Annotated in this window: 25 protein-coding genes; 12 read left to right on the top strand and 13 right to left on the bottom strand. The window is 71.1% G+C overall.

Features of this window, described 5'->3' with window-relative positions:
* The first annotated feature begins 52 nt into the window (after nucleotides 1-52).
* From F1721_RS28700 to F1721_RS28690, 3 genes are read left to right on the top strand one after another with little or no spacing between them, the layout of a single operon-like run.
* Entirely contained in the window at nucleotides 53-1,453 is a 1,401-nt protein-coding gene (locus tag F1721_RS28700; protein ID WP_150069924.1) for an MBL fold metallo-hydrolase, read from the top strand.
* Between the two features lie 19 nt (nucleotides 1,454-1,472).
* Nucleotides 1,473-2,045, top strand: a complete 573-nt coding sequence (locus F1721_RS28695) for a rhodanese-like domain-containing protein (RefSeq protein WP_150069923.1) — start codon at nucleotides 1,473-1,475, stop codon at nucleotides 2,043-2,045.
* Nucleotides 2,042-2,821: a sulfite exporter TauE/SafE family protein gene (locus tag F1721_RS28690; RefSeq protein WP_150069922.1), complete on the top strand. Its 780-nt coding sequence runs from the start codon at nucleotides 2,042-2,044 to the stop codon at nucleotides 2,819-2,821. The genes F1721_RS28695 and F1721_RS28690 overlap by 4 nt, the downstream gene beginning before the upstream one ends.
* 47 nt (nucleotides 2,822-2,868) lie before the next feature.
* On the opposite strand, the gene F1721_RS28685 is transcribed toward F1721_RS28690, so the two are convergent.
* Nucleotides 2,869-3,303 carry a MarR family winged helix-turn-helix transcriptional regulator gene (locus F1721_RS28685; RefSeq protein ID WP_150069921.1) on the bottom strand — a complete coding sequence of 145 codons (435 nt, stop codon included), beginning with the start codon at nucleotides 3,301-3,303 and terminating at the stop codon, nucleotides 2,869-2,871.
* 100 nt (nucleotides 3,304-3,403) lie between these two features.
* Here F1721_RS28685 and couN point away from each other — a divergent pair, with 100 nt between their 5' ends.
* The 6 genes from couN (at nucleotide 3,404) to F1721_RS28655 (ending at nucleotide 9,997) form a co-directional block, all read left to right on the top strand.
* The gene (couN, locus tag F1721_RS28680) at nucleotides 3,404-4,315 is read left to right on the top strand and encodes a 4-hydroxyphenyl-beta-hydroxyacyl-CoA dehydrogenase (RefSeq protein ID WP_150069920.1); all 912 of its coding nucleotides are present in this window, start codon (nucleotides 3,404-3,406) and stop codon (nucleotides 4,313-4,315) included.
* Entirely contained in the window at nucleotides 4,312-5,208 is an 897-nt protein-coding gene (gene couO, locus F1721_RS28675; protein ID WP_150069919.1) for a 4-hydroxyphenyl-beta-ketoacyl-CoA hydrolase, read from the top strand. The genes couN and couO overlap by 4 nt, the downstream gene beginning before the upstream one ends.
* 20 nt (nucleotides 5,209-5,228) lie before the next feature.
* Nucleotides 5,229-5,690, top strand: coding sequence for a p-hydroxycinnamoyl-CoA hydratase (couM, locus tag F1721_RS28670; RefSeq protein WP_150069918.1), 462 nt, complete (start codon nucleotides 5,229-5,231; stop codon nucleotides 5,688-5,690).
* Nucleotides 5,691-5,761: 71 nt separating this feature from the next.
* Nucleotides 5,762-6,997, top strand: a complete 1,236-nt coding sequence (locus tag F1721_RS28665; protein ID WP_150069917.1) for a lipase family protein — start codon at nucleotides 5,762-5,764, stop codon at nucleotides 6,995-6,997.
* 102 nt (nucleotides 6,998-7,099) lie between these two features.
* Nucleotides 7,100-8,608 (top strand): acyl-CoA synthetase, encoded by a 1,509-nt coding sequence (locus F1721_RS28660; RefSeq protein ID WP_150069916.1) that lies wholly within the window; start codon nucleotides 7,100-7,102, stop codon nucleotides 8,606-8,608.
* A gap of 60 nt (nucleotides 8,609-8,668) precedes the next feature.
* Nucleotides 8,669-9,997: an MFS transporter gene (locus F1721_RS28655; RefSeq protein ID WP_150069915.1), complete on the top strand. Its 1,329-nt coding sequence runs from the start codon at nucleotides 8,669-8,671 to the stop codon at nucleotides 9,995-9,997.
* Here F1721_RS28655 and F1721_RS28650 read toward each other — a convergent pair.
* The 3 genes from F1721_RS28650 to F1721_RS28640 form a co-directional block, all read right to left on the bottom strand.
* Nucleotides 9,994-11,025, bottom strand: coding sequence for a phosphotriesterase family protein (locus F1721_RS28650; protein ID WP_150069914.1), 1,032 nt, complete (start codon nucleotides 11,023-11,025; stop codon nucleotides 9,994-9,996). The two genes, F1721_RS28655 and F1721_RS28650, sit on opposite strands and share 4 nt — an antisense overlap.
* On the bottom strand, nucleotides 11,022-12,017 hold the full coding sequence (locus F1721_RS28645) for a DMT family transporter (protein ID WP_150069913.1): 996 nt from the start codon (nucleotides 12,015-12,017) through the stop codon (nucleotides 11,022-11,024). The genes F1721_RS28650 and F1721_RS28645 overlap by 4 nt, the downstream gene beginning before the upstream one ends.
* 74 nt (nucleotides 12,018-12,091) lie before the next feature.
* A complete protein-coding gene (locus F1721_RS28640; RefSeq protein ID WP_246155374.1) occupies nucleotides 12,092-12,832 on the bottom strand; it encodes a glutamine amidotransferase in 741 nt (246 codons plus the stop codon).
* Nucleotides 12,833-12,985: 153 nt separating this feature from the next.
* Between F1721_RS28640 and F1721_RS28635 the strand changes: the two genes are divergently transcribed.
* Together F1721_RS28635 and F1721_RS28630 are read left to right on the top strand one after the other, a co-directional pair.
* On the top strand, nucleotides 12,986-13,996 hold the full coding sequence (locus tag F1721_RS28635; RefSeq protein WP_150069911.1) for a LacI family DNA-binding transcriptional regulator: 1,011 nt from the start codon (nucleotides 12,986-12,988) through the stop codon (nucleotides 13,994-13,996).
* 15 nt (nucleotides 13,997-14,011) lie between these two features.
* Nucleotides 14,012-15,166 carry a M20/M25/M40 family metallo-hydrolase gene (locus F1721_RS28630; RefSeq protein WP_150069910.1) on the top strand — a complete coding sequence of 385 codons (1,155 nt, stop codon included), beginning with the start codon at nucleotides 14,012-14,014 and terminating at the stop codon, nucleotides 15,164-15,166.
* Here the strand turns inward: F1721_RS28630 and F1721_RS28625 are convergent.
* The 7 genes from F1721_RS28625 to F1721_RS28595 form a co-directional block, all read right to left on the bottom strand.
* Complete coding sequence (locus F1721_RS28625) at nucleotides 15,141-16,697, bottom strand: long-chain-fatty-acid--CoA ligase (protein ID WP_150069909.1); 1,557 nt, start codon at nucleotides 16,695-16,697, stop codon at nucleotides 15,141-15,143. The two genes, F1721_RS28630 and F1721_RS28625, sit on opposite strands and share 26 nt — an antisense overlap.
* Nucleotides 16,698-16,742: 45 nt before the next feature.
* Complete coding sequence (locus F1721_RS28620; protein WP_246155370.1) at nucleotides 16,743-17,348, bottom strand: RBBP9/YdeN family alpha/beta hydrolase; 606 nt, start codon at nucleotides 17,346-17,348, stop codon at nucleotides 16,743-16,745.
* Nucleotides 17,349-17,361: 13 nt separating this feature from the next.
* The gene (locus F1721_RS28615) at nucleotides 17,362-18,681 is read right to left on the bottom strand and encodes an MFS transporter (RefSeq protein WP_150069908.1); all 1,320 of its coding nucleotides are present in this window, start codon (nucleotides 18,679-18,681) and stop codon (nucleotides 17,362-17,364) included.
* A 132-nt stretch (nucleotides 18,682-18,813) separates the two neighbouring features.
* Nucleotides 18,814-19,866, bottom strand: coding sequence for a beta-keto acid cleavage family enzyme (locus F1721_RS28610; RefSeq protein WP_150069907.1), 1,053 nt, complete (start codon nucleotides 19,864-19,866; stop codon nucleotides 18,814-18,816).
* 48 nt (nucleotides 19,867-19,914) lie between these two features.
* On the bottom strand, nucleotides 19,915-20,790 hold the full coding sequence (locus F1721_RS28605) for a TauD/TfdA dioxygenase family protein (protein ID WP_150069906.1): 876 nt from the start codon (nucleotides 20,788-20,790) through the stop codon (nucleotides 19,915-19,917).
* Nucleotides 20,791-20,847: 57 nt separating this feature from the next.
* Nucleotides 20,848-21,822 (bottom strand): quinone oxidoreductase family protein, encoded by a 975-nt coding sequence (locus F1721_RS28600; protein WP_150069905.1) that lies wholly within the window; start codon nucleotides 21,820-21,822, stop codon nucleotides 20,848-20,850.
* 90 nt (nucleotides 21,823-21,912) lie between these two features.
* Nucleotides 21,913-22,980: a TauD/TfdA family dioxygenase gene (locus tag F1721_RS28595; RefSeq protein ID WP_170301635.1), complete on the bottom strand. Its 1,068-nt coding sequence runs from the start codon at nucleotides 22,978-22,980 to the stop codon at nucleotides 21,913-21,915.
* A gap of 128 nt (nucleotides 22,981-23,108) precedes the next feature.
* Between F1721_RS28595 and F1721_RS28590 the strand changes: the two genes are divergently transcribed.
* Entirely contained in the window at nucleotides 23,109-24,116 is a 1,008-nt protein-coding gene (locus F1721_RS28590) for an AraC family transcriptional regulator (RefSeq protein ID WP_150069903.1), read from the top strand.
* Between the two features lie 73 nt (nucleotides 24,117-24,189).
* On the opposite strand, the gene F1721_RS28585 is transcribed toward F1721_RS28590, so the two are convergent.
* Both F1721_RS28585 and F1721_RS28580 read right to left on the bottom strand, forming a co-directional pair.
* Nucleotides 24,190-25,062, bottom strand: a complete 873-nt coding sequence (locus F1721_RS28585) for a glycerophosphodiester phosphodiesterase (RefSeq protein WP_150069902.1) — start codon at nucleotides 25,060-25,062, stop codon at nucleotides 24,190-24,192.
* Nucleotides 25,063-25,257: 195 nt separating this feature from the next.
* Nucleotides 25,258-26,427 carry a M20 family metallopeptidase gene (locus tag F1721_RS28580; protein ID WP_150069901.1) on the bottom strand — a complete coding sequence of 390 codons (1,170 nt, stop codon included), beginning with the start codon at nucleotides 26,425-26,427 and terminating at the stop codon, nucleotides 25,258-25,260.
* Between the last annotated feature and the right edge of the window lie 10 nt (nucleotides 26,428-26,437).

The following is a 26,437-nucleotide window of genomic DNA, read 5'->3' as shown; positions in this document are numbered from 1 at the left end:
CACGACAGGTGCGACCAGAGCATACCCCAAGGGGTATCGGAGGTGAACGGACGTGACAGCACCGCCCCAGGTCGGCCAGCTCCAGGTCGAGGTCGTCGAGACCTCCTCGCTGGGCGACCGCAGCTACCTCGCCACCGACGGCCGGCACGCCGTGGTGATCGACCCGCAGCGCGACGTGGACCGCATCATCGGCGCCGCCGGGCGCGCGCGGATCGCGCTGGTCCTCGAAACGCACGTGCACAACGACTACGTCTCCGGCGGGCTGGAGCTGGCCCGGCTGACCGGCGCCGAGTACGGCATCGCCGCGGCCGACCGGGCACCGTTCGCGCACCGCCCGCTCCAGGACGGCGACCTGCTGGAGGTCTCCGACCGGCTCCAGGTGCGCGTCGTGGCCACTCCCGGGCACACCTTCCACCACCTGTCGTACGTGCTGGAGGACGCCGGTGAGCCGGTCGGCGTGTTCACCGGCGGTTCCCTGCTCTACGGGACGACCGGGCGCACCGACCTGCTCGGCGACGAGCACAGCGAGGAGCTGGCCCGGCACCAGCACCGGTCGGCGCGCAAGCTGGCCGACCTGCTGCCCGCCGGGGCGCAGATCTGGCCGACGCACGGGTTCGGCAGCTTCTGCTCGGCGACGCAGGCCAGCGGCGACGCCTCGACGATCGGCGAGCAGCGGGCGGTGAACCCCGCGCTGTCGCTGGCCGAGCAGGACTTCGTCGAGACCACGCTGGCCGGGCTGGACGCCTACCCCGCGTACTACGCGCACATGGGCATCCGCAACATCACCGGCCCGGAGCCGCTCGACCTCCGCGCCCCGGCCGAGGCGCCCCCCGGCGAGCTCGCCGAGCGCCTGCGGCGCGGCGAGTGGGTGGTGGACCTGCGCTCCCGCAAGGCCTACGTCGACTCGCACCTGGCGGGCACGGTCAGCCTCGGGCTGGACGGCCCGATGGCGACCTGGCTGGGTTGGATGATCGAGTGGGGGTCGCCGATCACGCTGGTCGGCGAGTCGCGCGAGCAGATCGCCGACGCCCAGCGCGAGCTGGTCCGCATCGGCATCGACCAGCCCGCCGCGGCCGCGACCGGGCAGCCCGCGCAGCTGGCCGCCGACCCCGCGCAGCTGACCAGCACGCCGACGGCCACGTTCGCCGACCTGGCCGCCGCGCTGGACGGACGGCCCGGCGAGCTCCCGCCCGCCGACGTCGTGCTCGACGTGCGGACGAACAACGAGTGGCGCGCCTCGCACGTCGAAGGCGCCGTGCACATCCCGCTCTACGAACTGGCTTCCCGGGTCTCCGAGGTCCCGGCGGGTTCGGTGTGGGTGCACTGCGGCAGCGGCTACCGCGCCGCGGCCGCCGCCTCGCTGCTCGAATCCGCCGGGCGCGCGGTCGTCGCCATCGACGACTCCTTCGCCGACGCCCGGTCCTCCGGCGTTGCCCTGACCACCGCTGAATGACGACAGCTGAAGGAGAAGCATGACCGACCCGTTACCGTCCACCGTGGATGTCGCTGCGGCCCGGAAGCTGGTGAGCTCCGCACCCCGCACCCGGCTGATCGACGTGCGCACCCCCGGCGAGTTCGCCGCTGCGCACATCCCCGGCTCGCACAACGTTCCGCTCGACCTGCTGCGCGCGAACAGCTCCGAGCTGTCCGCCCACCACTCCGACCCGGTGGTGCTGGTCTGCGGATCCGGCGCCCGGGCGGAGGAGGCGCGAAACCTGCTGGCCACGGCGGGAATCGCGCAACTCGCCGTGCTCAAGGGCGGCATCGGCGCTTGGGAGCAGCAGGGCGCTCCGGTCACGCGCGGCGCCGGGAAGTGGGCGATGGAGCGGCAGGTCCGGCTGGCCGCCGGTTCCCTGGTGCTCACCGGTGTCCTGGGCAGCCTGGTCGCGCCGAAGCTGAAGTGGCTGGCCGGGTTCATCGGCGCCGGGCTCACCTTCTCGGCGCTGAGCAACACCTGCGGCATGGCCCGGGTGCTCTCGCTGCTGCCGTACAACCGCACTCCCGAGCAGGACGCGTCGACGCTGCTCGCCGCGCTGACCCGATGATCCTGGCCGTCGTCTTCGGCGTCGTGATCGGTCTGTCCACCGGTCTGCTCGGCGCCGGTGGTTCGATCCTGGCCGTCCCCGCCCTGGTGTACGGCGTCGGCCAGCCGATGAGCACCGCGGTCCCCACCGCGCTGGTCGTGGTGGCCGCGTCCGCCATCGGCGGGCTGTGCTCCCGGAACCGGCTGCAGCTGGTGCAGTGGCCGGTGGCGCTGGTGTTCGGCGTCGCCGGGATCCCCGGGGCGATCGGCGGGGCCGCGCTCGGCCGATCGCTGCCGCAGGACTGGCTGCTGCTGGGCTTCGCCGTGCTGATGACCGTCGTCGCGGTGCGCATGTTCCGCGGCGGCAAGGAGCACAGCGGCGCCTGCCGGACCCCGGACGGGGAGATCGACCACCAGCGCTGCCTGCCGAGAACGGCTGCCGCCGGTTCCGGGGTCGGCGTGCTGACCGGCCTGTTCGGCGTCGGCGGCGGGTTCGTCGTGGTGCCCGCGCTGTCGATCCTGCTCGGGTTGACCGCGCCGCAGGCCATCGCGAACTCGATGGTGGTGATCGCGATCAACTCGATCAGCGGGTTGTTCGCGCACGCCGGTGCCGCGGCCCAGCTCGACATCGGCGTGCTGCTGGCCTTCGCGGCCACCGCGATGCTGGTGTCGGTCGCCGCCGCCCGCTTCTCCGAGCGGCTCCCCGCGAGCACCGTCCGCCGCGCGTTCGCCTGGGCGGTCCTGGCCGTGGCCGCGGGCGTGGGCATCTCCTCGGCGATCGGACTCGCCACGGCGTAGCGGAAGGAGCGAGGTCGGCCGCAGTTGCGGTCGGCCCCGCTCCGCGCCTACGGGAAGACGATCCGCTTCAGCGATTCCCGCAGCTCGGCGACAGCTTCGGCCGACAGCCCCTCGAAGTACCCGCTGTGCGCCTGGTCCACCAGCTCCTGCGCCTCGGCCCGCACCCGGCGCCCTTCAGCGGTGGCGGCGATCAACCTGTTCCGCCGGTCCGCCGGATCCGGGGTGCGCGCGACCAGGCCGCGTTCCTCCAGCTCGTCGATCAGCCCCACGATCTGGCTGGGATCGAGCCCCATCGTGGCCGCGACGGTCCGCTGGTTCACGCCCGCCGCGTGCTCGCAAGCCAGCACGAGCACCGAGTAGGAGCGCACCTTCAGCCCGAGCGGGACCAGCGCCTTGTTCACCGCCCCGAGCACCATTCCCCCAGCTCGGGAGAGCAGGAACCCGATGTCGTCTGCCAGCAGCTGCGGCCGGGTCTGTGCCATGCACCCTCCTCCGTGTACCCCGCAATCCTAGCAGATTTAAATCATTGACTTTTTCAATGATGGATGCTTGCCTGTGATCCATCCGACAGGAGGGGCACCGATGGATCTGAGCAACAAGGTCGCCATCGTCACCGGCAGCGGGCGGGGGCTCGGGCTCGCCTACGCGAAGGAGCTCGCCCGCAACGGCGCGGCGGTGGTGGTCAACGACGTCGACCGGGCGACCGCGGACGCGGCCGTCGCCGAGGTCGTCGCGGCCGGTGGCCGGGCCACCGCCGTCGTGGCACCGGTCGGCACGGCGGAAACGGCCGAAAAGCTGGTGGCCGCCGCGGTCGAGTGCTTCGGCCGACTGGACGTCCTGGTCACCAACGCGGGCATCCTGCGCGACAAGGTGCTGTGGAAGATGACCGACGAGGACTTCGACGCGGTGATCGACGTGCACCTGCGCGGCACCTTCACCTGCGTGCGCGAGGCCGTGCTGCGCTTGCGCGAGCAGGGCGAAGGCGGCCGGATCATCTGCATCGGCTCCCCCGCCGGGCAGCGCGGCAACTTCGGCCAGACCAACTACTCGGCGGCCAAGGCCGGAATCGTCGGCATGGTCCGCACCTGGGCCGTGGAGCTGAAGCGCGCCGGTATCACCGTCAACGCGGTGTGCCCGGTCGCCGCGACCGCCATGACCGAGACGATCCCGTTCCTCGCACCGCACATCGAGGCGATGAAGCGGGGCGAACCGCTGCCCCCGATCATCCGCCGCGAGGTCGGCATGGGCACCCCCGAGGACGCCGCCGGAGTCGTGTCCTTCCTCGCCTCCGACGCCGCAGCCGAGATCACCGGACAAGCGCTGTCGGTCGGCGGGGACCGGCTGGCGCTGTGGTCGCACCCCCAGCTGACCGCCACCGCCTTCCACGACGGCGGGTGGTCCGCCGAGGACGTCGCCGCCGCGTGGGGGCAGACCTTCGCGGACTCGGTCGAGTCGGTGGGCGAGGAGTTCCCGGCGGAGGTGATGCCGAGATGAGCCCGGCCCGCTACGAGTGCGGCATCGACTTCGACGCGATCGAGGCCATCGACATCCACACCCACGTGGAGATCGACAGCCGCGGACACCGATCGCTGGACGACGAGCTGATGGCCGCCTCCGAGAAGTACTTCAAACCCGGCGCGGAGCGCACGCCCGGCATCGACTCCGTCGCCGAGCACTACCGCGAGCGCAACATGGCCGCCGTCGTGTTCACCGTGGACGCCACCTCGGCCACCGGGCACGGCCCCAACTCCGTCGAGGAGATCGCGGAGCTGGCCGCCGCCCACAACGACGTGCTCATCCCCTTCGGCTCGGTCGATCCCCGGCAGGGCAGGGCCGCAGTGGAGCGGGCCCGCGCGCTGCTCGAGGGGTGCGGCGTGCGGGGCTTCAAGTTCCACCCGAGCTTGCAGGGCTTCGAGCCCGACGACCGGCAGTTCTACCCGCTCTACGAGGTCATCGCGGAGGCAGGCGTGCCCGCGCTGTTCCACACCGGGCAGACCGGCATCGGCGCCGGGCTGCCGGGGGGCCGCGGCATCAAGCTCCGCTACTCCGACCCGATGCTCCTCGACGACGTCGCCGCCGACTTCCCGGAGCTGACGATCGTGATGGCCCACCCCGCAGTGCCCTGGGTGGACGCCCAGATCTCCATCGCCACCCACAAGGCCAACGTCTACCTCGACCTGTCCGGCTGGTCGCCGAAGTACTTCCCGCCCCAGCTGGTCCGGGCCGTGAACTCCGTGCTGCGCGAGAAGGCCCTCTTCGGCTCCGACTTCCCGGTGATCCAGGTCGACCGCTGGCGCCGTGACTTCGCCGCGCTCGACATCAAACCCGAGGTGGCACCGCTGATCTTCATGGAGAACGCGCTGCGCGTTCTGGGCATCAAGCGCTGAGCACACCGACAGGAGTCCCCATGACCACTCACGTCGCGACCCTCGCCGACCTCAAGCCGCTCGAAGGCGAGCCGCTGGGAACCAGCTCGTGGATCGAAGTGCCGCAGCAGCGGATCAACGCCTTCGCCGACGCCACCGACGACCACCAGTGGATCCACGTCGACCCCGACCGCGCCCGGGCCGAAAGCCCGTTCGGCGGCCCGATCGCGCACGGCTACCTGACGCTCTCGCTGATCATCCCGATGTGGGGCGAGGTGCTGGAGGTCGACAGCGCGACCACGGCCGTGAACTACGGGCTGAACAAGGTCCGGTTCACCAACCCCGTCCCCGCCGGCGGCCGGGTGCGCTTGCACGCCGCGCTGCTGAAGGTCGAGGACCTGCCGAAGGGCGGCGTGCAGCTGACCGTCGACGGCCGGATCGAGCTGGAAGGCGCCGAACGGCCCGCGGTGGTGGCCGAAGCGGTGTACCGGTTCTTCGAGTAGCAGGACGCCGAACCGATCGCGCCCGCACCAGGAGCTCGCCAGCAGAACCTTCGAGGAATGTGGAGAGAAGTGTGCCAGCCGGACGAATGCGCACGAGATCGGTCCTGACCAAGGCGGCTGTCGCGACCACGGTGGCTGCCCTGGCCTTCACCGCGAGCATCAGCGCGAGCGGCGCGGAGCCGCAGGTGGACCTGCTGTCGGCCAGGCCCGGCCCGACCGGGACGACCTTCTGGGACGTCCACGAGCAACCCCCGGAGGAGGCGGAGCCCGGCGACATCCACTGGGTCCAGCCGCGAGCCGACGCGCCGAGCGGGGCCCGGGGGTGGAACGTCGTCTACGTCTCGGAGATCCAGCCCGGGGTCAAGAAGTACGTGTCCGGCGAGATCTACGTGCCGGAGGGCAGGAGCAGCGCCCAGCGGGACGTGGTGCTCTGGAACCACGAGACGACCGGATTGCCCGACAGCTGCGCACCATCCCGTCGGAGCCTGGTCGAGGGCGACCGGTCGCGGGTGCCAGCGATCCGAGCTCTGCTGGACCAGGGCCACATCGTCGCGATGAGCGACTACCCCGGACAGGCGCTGCCGGGCCCGTCCCACTACATGGTCGGCCAGGTCAACGCGCGGGCCTCCCTGGACGTGCTCCGCGCCGTGCGGAACCTCCCCGAGCTCAACGCCTCCAACCGGTTCGTCCAGTACGGCTGGTCGCAAGGCGGCCAGACGACCATGCACGTCGAATCGATCGCCCGGACCTACGCCCCCGAGCTCGAAGGCCTCGGATCAGCGCTCATCGCACCCGCCGTCCGGATCCGCGAGCTGACCCTCAACTCGATGCGGAACCCGGAACTGGCCGGGTACGTCATCGCGACGCTGCCGGGAATCAAGGCCGCTCATCCGCAACTGCGCTACAGCGACTTCCTCACCGGCGAGGCCGTGGAGCAGCTGCCGGTGCTGGCCGACGGCTGCTTCGACATCTGGGACAGCGCGAGCTCGCTGCGCGACCCGTACCAGCCGGGCGCCATGTCCCCCGACGGCGCTTGGTGGAAAGCGCTCACCGCAGTCGACGACTTCCGGCCCGCGGGCTCGATGCCGTTCGCCATCTACCAGGGATCGGCCGACACCACGACCCCGGTCGAGCTGACCAGCCGCGAGCGCACCGCCCTCTGCCAGGCCGGGTCCGAAGTGGACTACCACGAGTTCGGCGGGCTCGACCACGAGTCCGTCGTCCCGGAGGCCGCCGAGCAGTTCCCCGACTGGGCCGCGGACCGGTTCTCCGGCGAGCCCGCGCCGAGCAACTGCCCGCAGTCCTGATCGACGCTCGCGCGCCGGGCCCGCCAGAACGACCGCCCGGCGCCGGGCGCAGATCACCGGTCGACCTGTCGGAGCCCGGACATCCCGAAGGAGGCCCACCGCATGCGCAACGAAGGCACCGGCACCTGGCCGCACCGCCGCGCCCGTCTCTCCTCCGGCAAGACCGCGATCACCTTCCGCGGGCGCGCCACGACCTACCGAGAACTCGACGACCGGGTCACCCGGCTGGCGCACGCGCTGCGCTCGCTCGGTGTCGGCCGCGGCGACCGGGTCGCGCTGCTGAGCGCGAACCACCCGGCGTACCTGGAAGCGCTGTTCGCATCCGGGTTGCTCGGGGCGATCTTCGTGCCGCTCAACGCCCGGCTCACCGCGCCCGAGGTGGAGTACGCGATGCGGGACTCGGGCGCCGCAGTGCTCATCCACTCCGGAGCGCTCGGCGATGTCGCTCGGTCCGCCGCCGGTGCGGCGACCCGCGTGGTGCTCGACGGCGCGGCCCCGGAGGCGGTCGGTTACGAGGCGCTGATCGCAGCCGCCGACCCGTCCCGCATCGACGAGGCGGTGTCCCACGACGATCCGTGCTTCATCATGTACACCTCCGGCACGACCGGCCGCCCCAAGGGCGTGGTCCTCACCCACGGCAACATCGTGTTCTCCGCGATGAACGCCGTCATCGACCTCGACCTGGACAACCACGAGACGGCGCTGGTGTGCGCGCCGCTGTTCCACACCGCCGCCCTGGACTTCGTGGCGCTGCCGACCCTGCTCAAGGGCGGCAGGGTGGTCATCGAGGAGGGCTTCGAACCGGGCCGGATCCTCCAAGTGCTCGAACGCGAGCGGATCACCTACACCTTCGGCGTGCCGACCATGTTCGACGCGCTCAGCACCCACCCCGCCTGGGAGGCGACCGATCTGACCTCGATCCGGCGGGTGATCGTCGCCGCGGCTCCCGTCCCGCCGCGCACGCTGCGCGCCTGCACCGAGCGCGGGATCAAGATCTGCCAGGGCTACGGCCTGACCGAGACCGGTCCGGGCGCGCTGATACTCACGCCCGACGACGTGGAGCGCAAGCTCGGCACGGCCGGGGTCCCGCACTTCTTCACCGACGTCCGGATCGTCGACGCCGATGGGCACCAGGTCGGCCCCGGCGAGCGCGGCGAGATCCAGATCTGCGGCCCCAACGTCATGCGCGAGTACTGGAACCGGCCGGACGCCACCGACGACGCCTTCACCGACGGGCGCTGGTTCCGGTCCGGCGACATTGGCGTCGCGGACGCCGACGGGTTCGTGACCGTCGTGGACCGGCTCAAGGACATGATCATCTCCGGGGGCGAGAACATCTACCCCGCCGAGGTCGAGGCGGCGGTGCTGGAGATGCCGGGCGTCACCGGCTGCGCGGTCTTCGGCGTGCCGCACGAGAAGTGGGGCGAGGTGGGCTGCGCCGCGGTATCGCTGGAGGACGGCTGCCACCTCGACCACGAACGGCTCGTCGCGTTCCTCACCCCGCGGCTGGCCAAGTACAAGATCCCCAAGACGCTCGTGGTGCTGGACGAGATCCCCCGCAACGCCACCGGCAAGGTCCGCAAGGACGTGCTCCGGCGCCAGTTCGCCTGAGCCGGTCGGCGGTGTTCCCGACCTGCCGCCCCGCTCGTCACGCCCGATCGAAGGAGCACCATGCCCGCCACCGATGCGACGAAGCATCTCCCGGCACCTGGACGTGCGAAGGAGGTGCGCCGGGTGGTGCTGTCGAGCTACCTCGGCAGCACCCTCGAGTACTACGACTTCCTGCTCTACGGCACTGCTGCGTCGCTGGTGTTCGGTCCGGTGTTCTTCGCCGACCTCCCCCCTGCCGCCAGCACGATCGCCTCGCTCGGCACGTTCGCGGCGGGCTACCTGGCGCGCCCGCTCGGCGGAGTCCTCTTCGGGCACTTCGGCGATCGGGTCGGCCGGAAGGCGATGCTCGTCCTCGCCATGACCGTGATGGGCATCGCGTCCGTCCTCATCGGACTCGTCCCGCCCGCCTCCGCCATCGGCCCCTGGGGCGCGATCGTCCTGGTAGTCCTGCGAATCCTCCAGGGCATCGCGATCGGGGGCGAGTGGGGCGGGGCCGCGCTCATGGCGCTCGAGCACGCCGAACCGAGGAGGCGGGGCTACCTCACCGCGTTCACCAATGCCGGTGCACCGACCGGTGCCGTGCTCGGCACGCTCATGATGACGCTGTTCGCCCTCCTGCCCGAGGAGGAGTTCATGGGGTGGGGCTGGCGCGTTCCGTTCCTGCTCTCGGCCGTCATGCTCGCCGTCGGGCTCTTCGTCCGGACCAAGGTCTCGGAAAGCCCGATCTTCCGAGCAGCTGCCGAGCAGGCCGCTGCCGACCGCGCCGAGCAGAAGGGCGCCCCGCCGATCGTCGAAGTGCTGCGGCGCCCCAAGACCGTCGTGCTGTCCGCGCTCGCGTGCCTGGCGAGCTTCGCCCTGCAGACCGCGTTCACCACCTTCGGCATCACCTACGCCGTGGAACACGGAACATCCAGGCCAGATGCCCTCCTCGGCTTCGCGATCGGGCAGTTCTTCGCGATCTTCTTCATCCTCGGCTTCGCCCGGCTGTCCGACCGGCTCGGCCGCCGCCCGGTGATGCTCTTCGGCCTCGCCGCGATGAGCGTCCTGGTCCACCCGATGCTCCACATGCTCACGACGGGGAACTTCGCCGTCGTCGCCACCGCTTTCACGCTGTACACGTTCTGCCACGGCGCCACCTACGGGCCGATGGCGGCCTACATCTCCGAGCAGTTCGGCACCCGCAGCCGCTACACCGGGGCGTCGCTCGGCTACCAGCTCGCCACCCTGCTCGGCGGCGGATTCACCCCGGTCGTCCTGGCTTCCCTGCACGCGTCCTCGGGCGGCTCCACCACCTTGGTGGGCGGGTTCATCATCGCGCTCGGCGTCCTCAGCGGTGTCGTGCTGCTCCGCACCCGCGAAACCAAGGACAACGACCTGACCGCGGCCTAGCCGCAGAGCACGGCGGCCGGGTTGGTGCGGGTGAGGGCGTCGATCCGGTCGTCGTCGACGCCGAGGGCGCGCAGCTGTTCGGCGAAGATCGTCGGCACGTAGGCGAAGCCGTTGCCGCCGTGGCGGGTCCACATCTGCTTCAGGAACACGTCGTGGCTGAGCAGCACCTGGTCGCCGTGCCCGGCCTGGACGAGCCCGGCCACTCCGGCGGCGGTCGTCGAGGTCGACGGTGCCGCGCCCTCCTTCGGGAAGGTGATGTCCATGCCGATCATGTCGAACTCCAGCCACACCCCGCGGTCGGCGAGCCGCCGCTGGTACGCGGAGTCCTCCGCCGACGGGTCCATGTGCGAGAGCACCACGCGGTCCGGGGCCACGCCGATCTCGTCCAGCACGATGTCCAGCACCTCGTCGCCGCGGCGCTGCCAACCCGGCAAATGGATCATCAGCGGGACCGCGGGGTGGTCGAGCTGGGCGAGCGCTGCGGCGCGCAGGGAGGCGCGCTCGGCCGGGGTGAAGTCCGGCGACACCCCGATCTCGCCGATGATCCCCGGCTTGGCCCGGTGCTCGCCGACGCCGCCGGTCAGCTCCTCACCGATGCTCGCGGCCTGCGCCTCGACCGCCCGGGCCGCGATGCGCTCGCCCTCGAACTTCTCCAGGTAGGCGCCGCAGCCCATGACGATGTTCAGGCCGGTGCGCCGGGCCACCTCGACCAGCTTGTCCGGGTCGCGGCCGATCGCGGCGCTGGAGGTGGCGTCGACGATGGTCCGGCCGCCCACCGCCTGGAACGCGGCGATCTCCGCCACCACGTCCGCCACCGGCTTGGGGGCCAGGTTGTCCGCGCAGCAGTACGGGTCGTGCCGGAGCGCCCACGCCGCCCCGGCGTCCACCGCGCGGTCCACGAGGAACTGGCTGAACGCGTAGCTGGGTTCGTCGCGCACCCCGGACAGGTCGTTGAACAGGTGCTCGTGCGGCAGGACCAGGCCCAGCTCCGCCGCGGGCACCGGGCCGGTCACGGTCTGCGCGGTCATCGCGCCTCGGCCTTCCGCGACGGGATCATCCCGATCCCGGCCGCGACCAGCGCGAGCACGGTGCCGATCACGGTGGCGAGGTGGATCGGGTGCCCGACCGAGGGCACCACCAGGTCCAGCAGCAGCGAGCCGACCAGCTGACCGGCCACCGAACCGAGTCCGAGCAGCAGCAGCCCGAGGCCGCGCACCAGCAGCGCCATGAACCCGATCGACAGCAGGCCCAGCACCCCGCCGGTGTACATCCACCACGTCGGCGGCAGCGAGAACTGCGCGGTGCCCATCGCCAGCCGGACCAGCAGACCGGCCAGCAGCACCACGAACCCGACGAGGAAGTTGAAGGTGATCGACACCAGCATCGAGCCGGTCTCCCGCGCCACGGCGGCGTTGCCCGCCGGTTGCCACCCGGCCAGCAGGCCCGCCGCGAACGGCAGCACGGCCAGCGCGATCGCGTGCGGCACGTGGAAGTTCGGCGAGATGGTGACCGCGGTGGCCGCCACCGCCAGCACCGCGCCGAGACCGCGGGTGACCGAGATCGGCTGCTTCACCGTGGCGGTCACCCCGATGCGGTCGCAGATCACCCCGGAGATGACCAGGCCCGCGATCAGCGTGATCTGGAAGACCGCGACCCCCAGCACCCCCACCGACACGCCCTCGGAGAGCACCACCGCGCCGCCGCACAGCCCGGCCAGGTAGTTCCACCAGCCGATGCGGCGGCTGCGGATCAGACGCGGGATGCTCAGCGCCTGCCGCCGCGTGCTGGGGCGGGCGAACACGATCACCAGCATCAGCACCAGGCCGCTGCCGAAGGAGATCACCGCGGCGCTGTTGCCGTCGCCGACGGTCGCGCCGAGCGCGCCGTTGACCGCGGACTGCATCGGGCTGAGGGTCCCGGCCAGGACCGTCAGCAGCACCAGGACGGTCGTGGTGGCTCCCCGGGCCGCCCGGCCGGTGGTGGTCGGTGGGCTCAGCTCGGGGGCGGGCGTGTTGGTCATGGCGGTGCGACTCCTTTGTCGTCCTCGCTGCACCGGTGGGTTGCTGCGGATTGCTCTAACGCGCGCTGAGGGGACTACCGATCGCCCGCCAGCCAGGAAACCGCCTGGTGGAACAGCCGACGGTACCCGTCCCACTCGAGGAACTCGGTCGGCGCCCAGTGCGGCGAGATGTCCGAGGCGAAGGCCAGGGTGCGGCCCGCTCCTTCGGCGCGCACCGCCAGCAGCGGCCGGGACTCGACGGTGGCGAGCACGGTCGCGTCGGACTTGGCGACCAGCTTCTGGTAGCCGAGCAGGGCGGGCCACTGCGCGTCCAGGCCCTCGGTCACCGGGTGCTCGGTGCCGGTGAGCTCGCCGCAGACGCCTTCGGGGCTCTCGACCCGGTCGTCGTGGGGCAGGATCTCCACCGGCAGCACCTCCTCGATCGGCGTGTCGTGGAAGTTCGCCTTGCCCTGGAAGCCCTGGAAGCTGAGGTAGCCGCCCGCCATCGCCAGGCCGCCCCCGGCGCGCACCCACTCGGCCAGCAGCTTGAGCCGGTTCGGGAACCGGCGGCCCTGGTTGAACACCTGCGGGTGCAGCAGCAGCGAGTTCGCGCCGATGTCCGACAGGATCACCACGTCGTACGCGCCGAGCTCGTCGAGCGACGCGGGGAAGTCGGTCGCCACCGCGTGCGACGGCAGGTGGACCACCTCGTGGCCCTCCGCGCGCAACGCCGCGAGCAACGCCTCGGCCCCGATCTCGAGCTGGGCCCGATCGATGGCGTCGAATCCCTTGACGTCGGTCGTCCTGGCCACCCAGGACTCCCCGGCCAGCAGCACGCGGCTCAATTCCGCCTCCCCGGTTGGAATCTGTTGCGCAAATTTTGCGCTCGATGTTGCGCAAACTAATCCGCGCCGAACCCGCCGTCAAGAGCCCACCTGCGCCGACTAGCCGATACACTGCGCACGGAGCACTCGACGGAAGGGGCGCGGATGACGTTGACGCGCGTTGCGCAACGTGCGCAAGTCTCGACCTCGACGGCCTCGCGGTACCTGCGCGGCCAGCTGAAGGTGCAGCCCGAGACCGCGGCGCGGATCGACGCCGCCGTCCGGGAGCTGCACTACGAGGTGCGCCCGTCAGCCACCGCGGACGGCGGGCGCGAGCACGCACCGGTCGTCGCGCTGGTCGTCCCGGAGCTGGCCAACCCGTTCTTCGCCGCGCTGGCCGAGGAGATCGCCACCGCGGCCGCGGTCAGCGGCGCCTCGCTGGTCATCGGGGTCACCGGTCGGCAGGCGCAGCGCGAGGCCAAGGTCAGCGATTTCGTCGCCGGTGCCGAGGACATCGACGGGATGATCTACGTCGGGATGCACCGCGAGAACCCGCGGCTGCTGCAGGCCATCGCCGACGGGCTGCCGGTGGTGGTGCTGGACGAGGAGATCGCCAACACCGCCGGGGTGGACACCATCGGGGTGGACAACTACGGCGGCGCCTACCAGGCCACGGCCTACCTCGCGCAGCTCGGCCACCGCCGCATCGCGCACATCGCCGGACCCCGGGAGCTGTCCACCACCCGCGACCGGCTGCGCGGCTACCGCGACGCGATGGAGCACGCCGGGCTGGAGGTCGACGAGGACCTGGTCCTGCACGGCCCGTACACCGAGCAGTTCGGCGCGAGCACCTTCCCGTACCTCACCGGCGCGGCGCAGCCGCCCACCGCGGTGTTCGTCGGCAGCGACATCGCCGCGGTCGGCGTGCTCGGCGCCGCCGAGCTGCACGGCCTGAGCATCCCCGACGACCTCTCCGTGGTCGGCTGCGACGGCATCCGCGTCGGCGAGTGGCTGCGCCCGAAGCTCACCACGCTGCAGCAGCCCGTCGCCGAGCTGGCCCGCGGCGCCCTCGAACTCGTCCACGCCCGCATCGCCGACCCCGGCGGCGGCACCGTGCGGCGGAGCCTCCCGCTGCAGCTGGTGATCCGCGGATCCGCCGTTCCGCCCAAGCACTGACCCCGGAGGAGCCCCGTGCCCGACCCGATCGAGCTCGCCCAGCAGCTGATCCGCCTCGACACCCGCGCGGCGGGCGAGAAGGCGGCCGCCGAACTGCTCGCCCCGCTGCTGACCTCCGCCGGTTTCGACGTCGCCGTCGACGAGCCGCGCCCCGGCCGGGCCAACCTCGTCGCCAAGTTCGGCACCGGCACGCCGATCACCCTCACCGGCCACCTGGACACGGTGCCCGCCGACCCGGCGACGTGGTCGTTCGACCCGCACAGCGGCGAGATCGACGGCGACCGGCTGCGCGGCCGAGGCAGCAGCGACATGAAGGCCGGAGTGGCGGCGATCGTCGCGGCCGCCGTGCAGACCGCCCGCACCGCGCCGGAAGAGCTGTCCGCGCAGCTGGTGTTCACCTTCGGCGAGGAGACCGGCTGCGAAGGTGCCGCCCTGCTGCCCGAGCTCACCCCCAGCCCCGCGCTGCTGGTGGCCGAGCCGACCGCGAACCGGATCGTGCTGGGGCACAAGGGAGTTCTGTGGCTGCGGCTGACCGCGCACGGCCGCAGCGCCCACGGCTCGCGCCCCGAGCTCGGCGAGAACGCGCTGGCCGCGCTCGCCGAGACCGCGGTGCGCATCCACCGCGACGCGAGCTGGCCGACCAGTCCGACGCACGGCCCGGCCACGGTCAACGTCGGCGCGTTCCACTCCGGCGTGCAGCCGAACCTGGTGCCCGACCGCGCCGAGCTGATGCTCGACATCCGCACCACCCCGGAGTTCACCGCCGCCGACGCGCGCGAGGCGATCGCCGAACTCGCCCTGCCCGGCACGGAGATCACCGACGAGCTGGACCTGCCAGGTGTCGCGACCAGCGCCGACGACCCGCTGGCCCGAGCGGTCGTGGCGGCGCTGCGCCCGGACTCCCCCGACCAGCAACCCGAGTACGCCACCTACTTCACCGACGCCTCGGTCCTGGCCCCGGCGCTGGGCTCCCCCGCGGTGATCGTCTACGGCCCGGGCGACCCGGACCAGGCCCACGTCAGCGACGAAACCTGCTCGGTGACAGCAATCCGGGAAGCCACCGAAGCCATCACCCGCCTCCTCACCACCTGGCCCTCCGTCCGGGAGGCCACCGACACCGGTCAGGGCACCCGCGGCACGGTCCTCAAGGACGCGGCAACTCGCGCTTGAGGACCTTCCCGGTGGCGGTCATCGGCAGCGCGTCGACGAACTCGACCACGCGCGGGTACTTGTAGCTCGCCAGCCGCTCCTTCGACCAGGCGACGAGCTCGGCTTCGGTGATCCGCGCGGATTCCTCGCGGATCACGAAGGCCTTGACCTCCTCCCCGCGGCTTTCGTGCGGAACACCGACGACGGCGGCGAGGGACACGGCCTCGTGGCTCATCAGCACCTCCTCGACCTCCCTCGGGTAGACGTTGAACCCGCCGCGGACGATCAGGTCCTTGGCGCGGTCGACGATGTAGTAGAAGCCGTCGTCGTCCCTGCGGGCGAGATCGCCCGTGCGGAACCACCCGTTGCGCATGACCCCGGCAGTCGCGTCGGGCTTCCCGAAGTAGCCCTTCATGACGTTGTGGCCCCGAACGGCGATCTCGCCGATCCGGTCCGCGCCGACCACCGCGTTCCACTGCTCGTCGACCAGCCGGACCTCGACGCCCCAGACCGGGAGGCCGATCGAACCCGGTCGCGGGGCACGCCCCGGCGGGCTGAAGATCGCCAGCGGCGAGGTCTCGGACAGGCCGTAACCTTCGTGGATCTGAACGCCGAAACGCTGCTCGAACCGCGCGTGGATCTCCACCGGCAGCGCGGAGCCGCCGGAGATGGCCAGCCGCAGGTTCCCGGCGATCCGACCCACGTCGACGCTCCCGTCGAGCGCCCCCAGCAGACCCCAGTACATCGTCGGCACGCCCGCCAACACCGTGACGTCCTCGCGGGCCATCAGCTCCAGCACCGCGCTCGGTTCGAACCGCGGCACCAGGACCAAGGTCGCACCGACCGAGAACGCCGCGTTCATGTTGATGCTCTGCCCGAAGGAGTGGAACAGCGGCAGGGCGACCAGGTGCGTGTCGGGTTCCGCCGGGGTGCTGTCGAAGAGCTGGTTGGCGGTCAGGGCGTTCAGCACCATGTTGGCGTGGGTGAGCTCGGCCCCCTTCGGCTGCCCGGTCGTGCCGCTGGTGTAGAGGATCACCGCGGTATCGGTCGCCTCGCGGACCACCGTCTCGAACTCGGTCGGCTGGGTCGACAGCGCCTGCATCAGGGTCTCAACGCCACCGAACGGCGCGGCGGCTCCGGGATCGGCGGTGATGATGAACAGGTCCTCGCAGGCCTCGGCCCGAGCCGCGGCAGCCCGGCCGTACTCGCCCGTCGGCAGGCCCGGCGACCCCTCGAAGCAGAAGTAGGCCCGGGCGCCGGAGTCGTTGAGGTGATGGGCGATCTCCCGGTCCTTCAGCAGCACGTTGAGGGGCACGACCACGGCTCCGGCCTTGAGGATCCCGTAGTACACAGCGGGGAACTCCGGCAGGTTCGGGCAGGTGACCGCGACCCGGTCCCCCGGCTCGATCCCCCGGGACACCAGGAGGGCGGCGACGCGGTTGGCGAGTGCTCCGACCTCCGCGTAGGTCAGCCTCCGGTCGCCGCACACCAGGGCATCGCGCGTTGGACAGCTGCGGCTCGAGTCGTCGAGGAACACGGCCAGGTTCAGCATGCTGATTTCCTTGCAGATCGCTGGGAAGTGGGGGCTACCGCGCGGTCACGCGAGTGCGTTGACGATGTCCTCGTCCGGTCGGCCGAGCTCGCGGACGAACTCCTCCGCCGCCGGCCACGGCCCGTATCCGGAAGCGGGGTTCAGGTGCCCGACGGCCCCGAGGTCGACCAGCCGACTCCCCCACTCCCTGGCCAGCTCGGCGACCCGTGCCAGTCGGGCGAGGGGGTCGTTGGTGCTCGCCGCGACGATGCTGGGGAACGGGAGCGGCTCACGCGGTGTCGGGAGCCACCCGTTGTCGCGCAGCTCGCCGGGCCTCGGATAGCCGTCGGGCAGCGGGGATTCGAAGTCCGGCGGGGTCGCCAGCAGCGCGCCCCGGATCGGGCGGGAGTGCCGCTGCGCCCAGTGGACGGTGATCATCACCCCGGCGCTGTGCGCGACGAGCACGATGGGCCCGGAGACCTCCGACACGACGTGGTCGAGCGCCGCAACCCGGGCATCCAGGCTGAGCTCGTCGTGTTCCAGCGGGGGCACGGTGCGGGCGTTCGGCAACGTGTCGGCGAGACGGGTCTGCCAGTGCTCGGCGACGTGGCCGCGCAAGCCCGGGACGATCACTGCGGTCGGGGTCTCGGCGTTGTTCAACTCCTGCTCCAATCCCGTGCTCCGCTCATGCCGAAGCACGTTGGTCGTGCGCCGCGGGCTGCCGCAACGCGGCGGGGTAGCGGCGTTTTCCGATCAGCAGTGCCGCGATGGCTCCGAGGTAGGCCAGCGGCGCGAGCTGCAGCGCCCCCAGCAGGCCGAGGTGGTCGGCCAGGAGCCCGATGGCGAAGGGCCCCGCGGCCAGGCCCAGGATGCTGTTGGCCAGGGTCAGCGCACCGAACCCGCTGGCCCGCACGGACGCGTGGGTGAGGTTGGCGACCATGGCGGTGGCCGGGCCCGACGCACCGGCCGAGAAGAACGCACCGGCACCGATCACCACCAGCTGGGCAGTGCTCTCGCCGAGCTGAAAACCGGTGCCCAGCAGGACAGCAGCGGCCACTCCGTAGCCGGTCGAAGTGGTCCACTTGCGCTCCGGCCGCAACCGGCTGACCCGGTCGGTGATCGCACCGCAGCTGATCATCCCGGCGCCGATGAGCAGGACCAGGACGGCGGAGACGATACCGGCCTCGTCCGGGTTCATGCCGTGGTAGCGGTTGAGGTAGCTGGGGGTCCAGGCCAGCAGCACGGCGGCGACGAACATCTGCAGGCCGCTGCCGAGGTAAGCGGAGAGCACCGAGACGTTCGAGAACAAGCTGGAGAGCGGCGCCCGGGTCCCCTCCGGTTCGCCGACCGCGGCCCGCGCTTCCTCGTACTGGTAGCGGTCCAGCTTGCGCTGGGTGATGGAGAACCGGAACAGGACGACCAGGACCAGACCGACGACGGCCATGAGGGCCAAGGCCCAGCGCCAACCGAACCGGACCGCGATGATGCCGCCGAGGGCGACACCGATCGTGGACCCGAACGAGCCACCGGCCATGAACGCACCGCCCAGCGTGGCGCGGACGTGGGGCGCGAACACGCTGAGCACCACCGCGATGCCGACGCTGCCGTAGGCCGCTTCACCCACCCCGACGAGGAATCGGGCGCCGAGCATCTGCCCGTAGCCGGTCGCGATCGCGCACAGCAGCGTCGCCCCGCTCCAGACGATCGCCATCAACATCAGGCTGCGGACGCGCCCCCACCGGTCGGCGAGGATCGAGAGGGGGAACGTGAGCAGCCCGACCATCATCGCCACGACGCTGGTCAGCGACGCCAGCTGGGAGTCGGACAACCCCCATTCCGCTTTCAGGAAGGGAAAAACCGCGCTGAGAACCTGCCTGGACATGTAGTCCGACAGCAACAGCCCGAAGGTCAGGGCGAAGACGATCCACGGGTAGACCCGCGATCCCGCCACCGCGCGGCCAGGTCTTCCGGGCACTTCCTCGGCGGGCAGGGCGTGCGACTTCATCGTCACTCCTCGACTGGCTCTTCCGTCCGGTGTGCAGCTCGTACCCCTCGTGAAGATTCACGACCGGGGCGCGGCTCCCGGTGGGTTCCGCGCCCCGGTCTCCCCCCTGGACGCCGGTGGGTGCTCCGGCGCCTAGGCGTGGTGGGTGAAGCCGACCTGCCCCGGCTTGCGGTTCGGGGCGAACCCGACCTTGGCGAGGGTCTCGTCGGCGTCGGCGTAGGTCTCACCGAGCTTGTAGATCTCGCGGGCTTCCTTGCCCGTGGCCACCTCTCGGCCGAGCTCCCCCGCGATGCGCACCAGCTGCTCGATCTGCTGGACCGAGGTCTTCTTCTCGCCCTTCCGTCCCCACAGCGTGTCCTCGTTGCCGCACCGGACGTGCAGCCCCATGGCGATCGCCATGGCGTTGACCGGCAGGACGCTGCGCATCAGGGTTTCCAGCGTCAGCACCGCGCCGTCGGGGCAGCGCCGGACGAACTCCATCATGTTGTACGGGTTCGGACCGTCGAACCCGCCACCGATGCCGACCCAGGTGACCATGAACGGTCCGGTGTGGACACCGCGGCGCATCAGCCGCTCCACGGTCTCCAGCTGCGGGATGTTGGCCAGCTGGAAGTGCGGCTGGATGCCAGCGGCCCGGAGGCGCCTGAGGTGCTCCTCGACCCAGCCAGGACCGGCCGGCACGAACATCTCGCGGTAGGCCTCGGCCACCGCCGGGCGGGTGAGCGAGGTGCCCGCGATGTCGTCCTCGGTCATCAGCTCCATGATGTTCATCTGGTTGGTGTTGATGGCGATGGTCACCTGGTCCGGGGCCGGGTCGAGCTCGGCCAGCATGTGCCTGGTGTCGTCGCTGAGCCACTTGGCCTCCGCGCCCTCCCCTTCCGGCGCGAAGGAGATCGAACCGCCCACCTGCAGGATCATGTCCGGGACGGCTTCGCGCAGCCGCCCCAGCAGCTCGTTGAACTTCGACAGCCGCTTGGAGCCCTTGCCGTCGAGCTCGCGCACGTGGATGTGCAGCACGGTGGCCCCGGCCTCGTAGCAGTCGACCGCCTGCTGGACGTGCTCGTCCATCGTCAGCGGCAGGTCCTCCCGGAAGTCGTCCGGCTCCCACTCGGGCCCGTAGGGGGCCGCGGTGATGACGAGCTTCTCCTGGTTCTCCGGGAACAGCGAATCGTCGTGGAAGTGCATGCGTTCCTCTCCTCCTGGCGGATGGCGGGGTGGAAATCTCGGCGGAGATCAGAACGGCCGGTCGCCCACGATCCCGGCGCGCTCCATCTTGCGGACCGCAGGCCAGTAGTCCTGCACCGCGTAGTGCTGCGTGGACCTGTTGTCCCAGATCGCGACGCTGTTCTCGCTCCACCGCCAGCGCACCTGGTACTCCGGGATCGCCGCCTGGCTGATCAGGTAGTTGAGCAGGTCGCTCGCGCCGGGGGCGTAGTCGCTGCCGAAGCGGACGTTCTCCGGCGTGTGGTAGTTGACGAAATGCGTGGTGAACGCGTTGACGAAGAGGATCTTCTCGCCCGTTTCGGGGTGGGTGCGCACCACCGGGTGCTCCGCGTCGGGGTAGCGGGCCTTCAGCTGGTGGCGCTGCTCCACCGGGAGCGCAGCGCCGAAACTGGCCTCGATGCTGTGCCGGGCGCGCAGCCCCGCGATCCGGGTCTTGATGTGGTCGGGGAGCTTCGCGTAGGCCTCGACCATGTTGACCCAGATGGTGTCGCCACCGACCTCAGGTCCTGCCACGCACCGCAGCACGCACCCCATCGGCGGCTCCGCGCGCCAGGTGGCGTCGCAGTGGAACGCGTTCTCGTAGTGCTCGGCCGGGCTGTCGAGATCCTTGTAGATCCGCACCAGTCCCGGGTGGTCCGGGTCGCTGCCTGCCACCGGGTGGTCCTCGAGGGATCCGAAGCGCTCCGCGAAGGCCACGTGGTCGGCCCGGCTGAAGTTCTGGTCGCGCAGGAACAGGACCTTGTGCTGGAGCAGCAGCGAGTGCAGTTCCGCGAACAGCTCGTCATCGCGCGCGACGTCGCCGAGGTCGACGTCGAACAGCTCGGCGCCGATGGTGCAGGTGAGCTTCTGGTGCTTGATCCGGGACGTCTGGACCGCACTGGACATGACAGTTCCTCCGCAGGTTGGTTGATCGTGCTGCCGCCTGGATCTCCGGTTGCCGGGTCAGACGGAGAAGACCGAGGAGCCGATGCTGCGGCCCGATTCCAGGTCCCGGTGGGCTTGCACCGCGTCTTCGAGGGCGTAGCGCTGGTTGATGCCGATCTCGATCCGCCCGTTGGCCACGTGGTCGAACAGCTCCCCGGCCAGCTCCGCGCGCTCGGCGGGGTCGGCGATGTAGTCGGCGAGCGCGGGACGGGTGACGAACACCGATCCCTTGATCGCGAGCTGCATCGCGTCGATGGGCGGGATCGGGCCGGACGCCGTGCCGAAGCACACCAGCAGGCCCCGTCGGGCCAGCGAATCGAGCGAGGCCTGGAAGGTGGTCGCGCCGATGCTGTCGTAGACGACCGGAACGCCCGCGCCACCGGTGATCTCCCGGACCCGCTCGGCCACGTCCTCGCGCCGGTAGATCACGACGTGGTCGCACCCGTGCGCACGCGCGACCTCGGCCTTCTCATCGGTCGACACGGTGCCGATCACGTTGATCCCCAGCAGCTTCGCCCACTGCAGGAAGATCAGCCCCACTCCCCCGGCCGCGGCGTGCAGCAGGACGGTGTCCCCTTCGCGCAACGGGTGGATGCGGCGCAGCAGGTAGGCCGTGGTGAGCCCGCGCATGGTCATCGAGGCGGCCGTGTCGAATCCGATCCCGTCCGGCAGCGGGATCAAGGGATCCGCGGCCATCACGCGCTCGGTGCTGTAAGCGCCGAGCGGGCTCCCGGTGTAGGTGACCCGGTCCCCTTCCCGGACGTGCTGCACCCCTTCGCCGACGGCCTCGACGACACCGGCCGCCTCGACTCCCATGCCGGCGGGCAGCGGTGCCGGGTAGAGACCGGTGCGGAAGTACGTGTCGGCGAAGTTCAGCCCGACCGCCTCGTGGCGGATGCGGACCTCACCCGGCCCGGGGGCTCCGACGTCGACCGCCTCCCACCGCATGACCTCGGGGCCACCGGTCTGGTAGAAGCGAACGGCATTCGCCATGGCCTCCTCCGTTCCGGCCGGAGGCGGTGCTCCAGCCATCTCTGCGTCCGTGTCCGGTTCGCGGCCCGGGTCGGCCGCGGGGATTCGGGGTCAGCTCCACCGGGTCTCGTGTTCGACGACGTCGCGGGGCTCCACCCCGCCACGTCCTCGGGGACCGCCGTACCCGGCCGTCTCCCAGGCGAAATCCGCTGGCAGCCGACGTCCGTCGTGGAGCGTCAGCCAAAGCCTGCGCAGGAGTTCCGCGGCGGTCGAACCGGTGTTGTGCTGCACGTGCCCGTGCAGGACCGAGTAGTTGTTGAACAGCTGGAGGTCACCGGGCTCGATGTCGATGCCGAACCGGAACTCCGGCGAGTACGCGAGCTCGTCGATCAGATCGAGCAGCGCCACGTCCGCAGGCTCCAGCCGAGCCACGTCCGGGTAGCGCTGCGCCGATTCGATGTCCCTGCGCGCATAGCGGAAGCTCAACCTCCCCCCGTACCAGCACGCCAGCGGAACCGAGCGGTGAGGGGGTTCACCGGGGAGCTGCTCGCCCCACCTGTCGAATCCGAAGTGCCGGTACATCCGCTCGACCAGCGGCGGATCGCGCCGGAGCACCTCGTTGTAGAGCGCGGCCGAGCTGACGACGGTGCTCCGCCCACCGGCCCGGGAGCTCAGCATCGCCACGACATCGGACCCGCCGGTCCGGAGCTCCGGCTCCACCTGCCACCCTGCCGGGACGGCAACCGCGCACCGGATGCGAGCGAGCTTGCGGCCGAAGGAGTCCTGCGAGACCGGGAAGCCCAGGTGCTGGGCCATGCCCCAGAAGATCGTGTTGATCTCGGCCGCGTCGTACCGGTCCACCGGAACGCCCTTGAGCACCGCGAATCCGCGTCCGTTCTCCAGCGCGTGCGCGATGCGCCGCAGCTCCGCCCCGAGCGTCGGGAGGGGAAACCGTTCGCGGGTGAGCTGAAGGAGCACGATCCCGTGCTTCCGCACCGACTTCAGCGCGAGCTCGAGCTCGTCGAGGTGGGCGGGCGAGAGCTCGAACCGCCACTCGGCGGGGTCGACCAGATCGGCCGCCCGCCACGCCGCAGCAGTCCGGCAGGGCTCGCGCAGGACCTCGGCGGGAGAAGTCCGGCCGGAGTCCAGCACTCCGCTCTGCACCGCTGGTTCAGCCATGACGTCCTCCATCCGGGGCTCGGAGCCGGATCGGCTGTGGTGGAAGCGACATTAGGCTCCTGGGGACGCCCCGGCTTATCCTCGCGGGACAGAATGCTCATCATTCGGGGACATCGCGGAGGCCTGCCATGAAACCCCTGGCCCGGTACGCAGCGCTGAACAGCTACGTCGAGGTGAGCCGCGCACTGGGCATCGAACCAGCGGGAATGATGCGAGGCGTCGGGCTGGACCCGGCGGGAATCGCGGTCCAGGACAGGTGGATCCCCGCCGCGGCCGTCGCGCGGCTCCTCGAGCAGTCGGCAGCGGCATCCGGGCACCAGGACTTCGGGCTGCTGCTGGCCGAACGCCGCCGCTTCTCCAACCTCGGGCCGCTGAGCCTGGTCATCCGCGAAGAACCCGATGTCCGCAGCGCTTTGACCATCCTCATCCGCCACGAGCACATGTACAACGAAGCGCTGCGGATGCGGATGGCCGTGCTGAACGGGCTGGCGACCGTCCGGATCGGGTTCGAGCTCGGCGATCAGACCGAAACCAGGCAAGCTGCGGAACTCGCCCTGGGCACCCTGCACCGGCTGCTGTGCGGCTTCCTCGGGTCGCTCTGGCAACCGGTCGCAGTCTGCTTCGCGCACCGCGCGCCGGCGGATACGAGCACGCACCGGCGGATCTTCGGCTCCGCGATCAAGTTCGAGCAGGAGTTCAACGGGATCACGTTCTACGAGAACGACCTCGATGCGCCCAACAAGATGTCGGATCCCCTGATGCGCACCTACGCCTACCAGTTCCTCGATTCGCTGGAGGCGCCGAAGGACACCTCAGCGCGGGAGCGGGTCCGAGAACTGATCGAGCTCCTGCTGCCCACCGGGCGGTGCTCCGTGGAACAGGTCGCGCGCAGTCTCGGCGTGGACCGGCGGACCGTTCACCGGCAACTCGCCGACTCCGGGGAGACCTTCTCCTCGATCCTGCGCGCGACGAGGGCCGAGCTGGCCGCGAACCTGGTGGGAAACCGGCGCTACACCTTCACGGAGATCGCGGATCTGCTGTCCTTCTCGTCCCCGGGCAACTTCTCCCGCTGGTTCCGCGGGCACTTCGGTTGCAGTCCCAGCCAATGGCGAAGCCAGCAGCACAGGTCCGGCTAGCCCCCAAAATGCGCCCCCGCAACGGCGAAGCGGGCCGCCCCCAGCAGGAACGGCCCGCTCTGCGGTGCTCGGGTCAGCCGACTCGACGGGCCTGGCGGATCTGCTCGCGCAGCACGTCGGGGCGGTCGCTGATGATCCCGTCCACCCCGCGGTCGATCAGCGTGCGCATCAGCGTTGCGTCGTTGACCGTGTACGGGTTGATGGCCATCCCGTGCGCGTGGACCGCGGCGATGTACTCCGGCGTGGCCTGGGCGTGGTTCGGGTTGACCTGGTTCGAGTAGGTCGCGACCTCGGCGAGCTCGGCCTCGGACGGCGCGCCCAGCACGCCCACCTGCACGCCCGGCAGCAGGCCGTGGAAGTCGCGGACGAAGTCCCAGTTGAAGCTCTGCACCACCAGGTTGCGCGCCTTCGGGTCGGGCCGCACCCACTCCGGCCGCTTCCGCAGCTCGTCGGCGATGCGCTCGGTGATCCCCGGGTACAGCTCCGGCGACTTCGCCTCCAGCAGCAGGCCGGACGGCCCGCGCTGCAGCTCGTCCAGCACCTCGGCCAGGGTCGGGACGCGCTCACCGGCGTACTCCGGCGCCTTCCACGAACCGGCGTCCAGGGTGCGGATCTCGTCGAGGGTGAAGTCCGAGACCCGCCACGGGGCGCGGTCCGGGAACTTCTGCTCGACGTCGGTGGTGCGGGCCAGCGTGTTGTCGTGCACGACGACCAGCGCGCCGTCCTCGGACTGCTGGACGTCGATCTCGACCAGGTCGGCCCGCATCTGCGCGCCGAGCCGCACCGCGGCCAGGGTGTTCTCCGGTGCGTAGGCGGATGCCCCGCGATGTGCGATGGCGGCCACATCGGCCCCGGCGGCCGTGACGGGGGTGGCGACCGCTGCGGGTGCCAGGCCGATCGACGCCACCAGTGCGGCTGCTGCGGCAACCACGGTTCGGCGCAACATGCGAACTCCTCGTCTGCTTTGTCCGAAACGTCGAGCAGATCCTGCGCGCGCCGCCCGTCCACCGGATGATCAATGCCGGACGCGCCGGTGTCCCGCGCGTGAACCTTCGCCGCAGGCCGCGAACCCCGCGATTTCAATGGAAATCGGACGTCCGATTTCCATTGAAATCGCGGAGCACCGCACCGCACCGGACGACTACGCCCGCCCGCCGGACTGCTCCTCGGCGAGCTCGGCCAGGATCCCGGCGACGAGAGCAACCCGGTCGGGGATGCGGTCGACGATCACGTGCTCGTGCAGGGCGTGCGCGCCCTCGCCGGACGCGCCGAGGCCGTCGAGCACCGGAAACCCCAGGGCGGACACGAAGTTCGCGTCGCTCCCGCCGCCGACGCTGATCGGTTCCAGCGGTGCGCGCACGGACGCGGCGACCTCGTCGGCCAGCTCGAACAGCTCCCGGCTCACCGGGGTGAGCCGCATCGGCGGGCGGCTCCACCGCCCCTCCACCTGCACCTGGACGCGCGGGTCGGCGGCGGCCAGGTCGGCGAAGACGGCATCGATCCGCTCCACTTCGGACTGCTCGGCGACCCGGACGTCGATGAGGCAGGTGGCCTCCCCCGCGATGACGTTGCGGGCGGTGCCGCCGCTGATCGTGCCGACGTTGATCGACGTCCCGCGGTCGAGGTCGGCCTCCCGGGAGATCCGGTGGATGATGTCGGCGAGCGCGTGGATCGCGCTGGCTCCCCCGGTCGGGTCGTTGCCGGAGTGCGCCTCCACGCCGCGGGTGGTGATGGTGAAGATCCCGACACCCTTGCGCTCCGCCTTGACGTCCCAGCCCACGCCCGGCTCCAGCACCAGGGTGGCTCGGCAGTCCGGCGCGGCGCGCTCGATGTGCGGCCGGGACATCGGGCTGCCGAGCTCCTCGTCCCCGTTGAACATGAACCGGACCGCCGGGCACGGCAACCCGGCCTCCCGCAGCGCCAGGACCGCCCAAACCCCGGTGACCAGACCGGTTTTCATGTCGTAGACGCCCGGCCCGGTCGCCGTCCCGTCCTCCCGCACGGCGAACGGCCAGCGGTCCACCGTCCCCGCTGGCCACACCGTGTCGTAGTGGCCGACCAGGAGCACCGGCGCGGCGGTGGTCCCGGCGTAGGTCACCTCCAGCAGGTCGCCGTGCTCGGCGTGCTCGTGGCGGACCACCTCGGTCGGCTCGCCGAGCCGCTCCCGCAGCCAGGCGAGGATCGAGTCGGCGGCATCGTCCAGCAACGCCTTGCCGGTGCTGGGCGTCTCGTGGTGCACGAGCATCGAGACATCGCCGAGCAGCTCGTCCAGCCGACCTCGGCACCACGTGGACAACGCCTTCGCGGACAATTCGAGCACC

It is taken from the genome of Saccharopolyspora hirsuta, from assembly GCF_008630535.1.
In the GTDB taxonomy this organism is placed as follows: Bacteria; Actinomycetota; Actinomycetes; order Mycobacteriales; family Pseudonocardiaceae; genus Saccharopolyspora; species Saccharopolyspora hirsuta.
The sequence above is the reverse complement of the archived record's forward strand: the minus strand, read 5'-3'. Positions and strand labels throughout refer to the sequence as shown.

Coding starts and splice junctions, on each gene's coding strand:
- F1721_RS28695 (WP_150069923.1), top strand. CDS start 1,473: ATGACCGACCCGTTACCGTCCACCGTGGATGTCGCTGCGGCCCGGAAG.
- F1721_RS28690 (WP_150069922.1), top strand. CDS start 2,042: ATGATCCTGGCCGTCGTCTTCGGCGTCGTGATCGGTCTGTCCACCGGT.
- F1721_RS28685 (WP_150069921.1), bottom strand. CDS start 3,303: ATGGCACAGACCCGGCCGCAGCTGCTGGCAGACGACATCGGGTTCCTG.
- couN (WP_150069920.1), top strand. CDS start 3,404: ATGGATCTGAGCAACAAGGTCGCCATCGTCACCGGCAGCGGGCGGGGG.
- couO (WP_150069919.1), top strand. CDS start 4,312: ATGAGCCCGGCCCGCTACGAGTGCGGCATCGACTTCGACGCGATCGAG.
- couM (WP_150069918.1), top strand. CDS start 5,229: ATGACCACTCACGTCGCGACCCTCGCCGACCTCAAGCCGCTCGAAGGC.
- F1721_RS28660 (WP_150069916.1), top strand. CDS start 7,100: ATGCGCAACGAAGGCACCGGCACCTGGCCGCACCGCCGCGCCCGTCTC.
- F1721_RS28655 (WP_150069915.1), top strand. CDS start 8,669: ATGCCCGCCACCGATGCGACGAAGCATCTCCCGGCACCTGGACGTGCG.
- F1721_RS28650 (WP_150069914.1), bottom strand. CDS start 11,025: ATGACCGCGCAGACCGTGACCGGCCCGGTGCCCGCGGCGGAGCTGGGC.
- F1721_RS28645 (WP_150069913.1), bottom strand. CDS start 12,017: ATGACCAACACGCCCGCCCCCGAGCTGAGCCCACCGACCACCACCGGC.
- F1721_RS28635 (WP_150069911.1), top strand. CDS start 12,986: ATGACGTTGACGCGCGTTGCGCAACGTGCGCAAGTCTCGACCTCGACG.
- F1721_RS28625 (WP_150069909.1), bottom strand. CDS start 16,697: ATGCTGAACCTGGCCGTGTTCCTCGACGACTCGAGCCGCAGCTGTCCA.
- F1721_RS28615 (WP_150069908.1), bottom strand. CDS start 18,681: ATGAAGTCGCACGCCCTGCCCGCCGAGGAAGTGCCCGGAAGACCTGGC.
- F1721_RS28610 (WP_150069907.1), bottom strand. CDS start 19,866: ATGCACTTCCACGACGATTCGCTGTTCCCGGAGAACCAGGAGAAGCTC.
- F1721_RS28605 (WP_150069906.1), bottom strand. CDS start 20,790: ATGTCCAGTGCGGTCCAGACGTCCCGGATCAAGCACCAGAAGCTCACC.
- F1721_RS28600 (WP_150069905.1), bottom strand. CDS start 21,822: ATGGCGAATGCCGTTCGCTTCTACCAGACCGGTGGCCCCGAGGTCATG.
- F1721_RS28595 (WP_170301635.1), bottom strand. CDS start 22,980: ATGGCTGAACCAGCGGTGCAGAGCGGAGTGCTGGACTCCGGCCGGACT.
- F1721_RS28590 (WP_150069903.1), top strand. CDS start 23,109: ATGAAACCCCTGGCCCGGTACGCAGCGCTGAACAGCTACGTCGAGGTG.
- F1721_RS28585 (WP_150069902.1), bottom strand. CDS start 25,062: ATGTTGCGCCGAACCGTGGTTGCCGCAGCAGCCGCACTGGTGGCGTCG.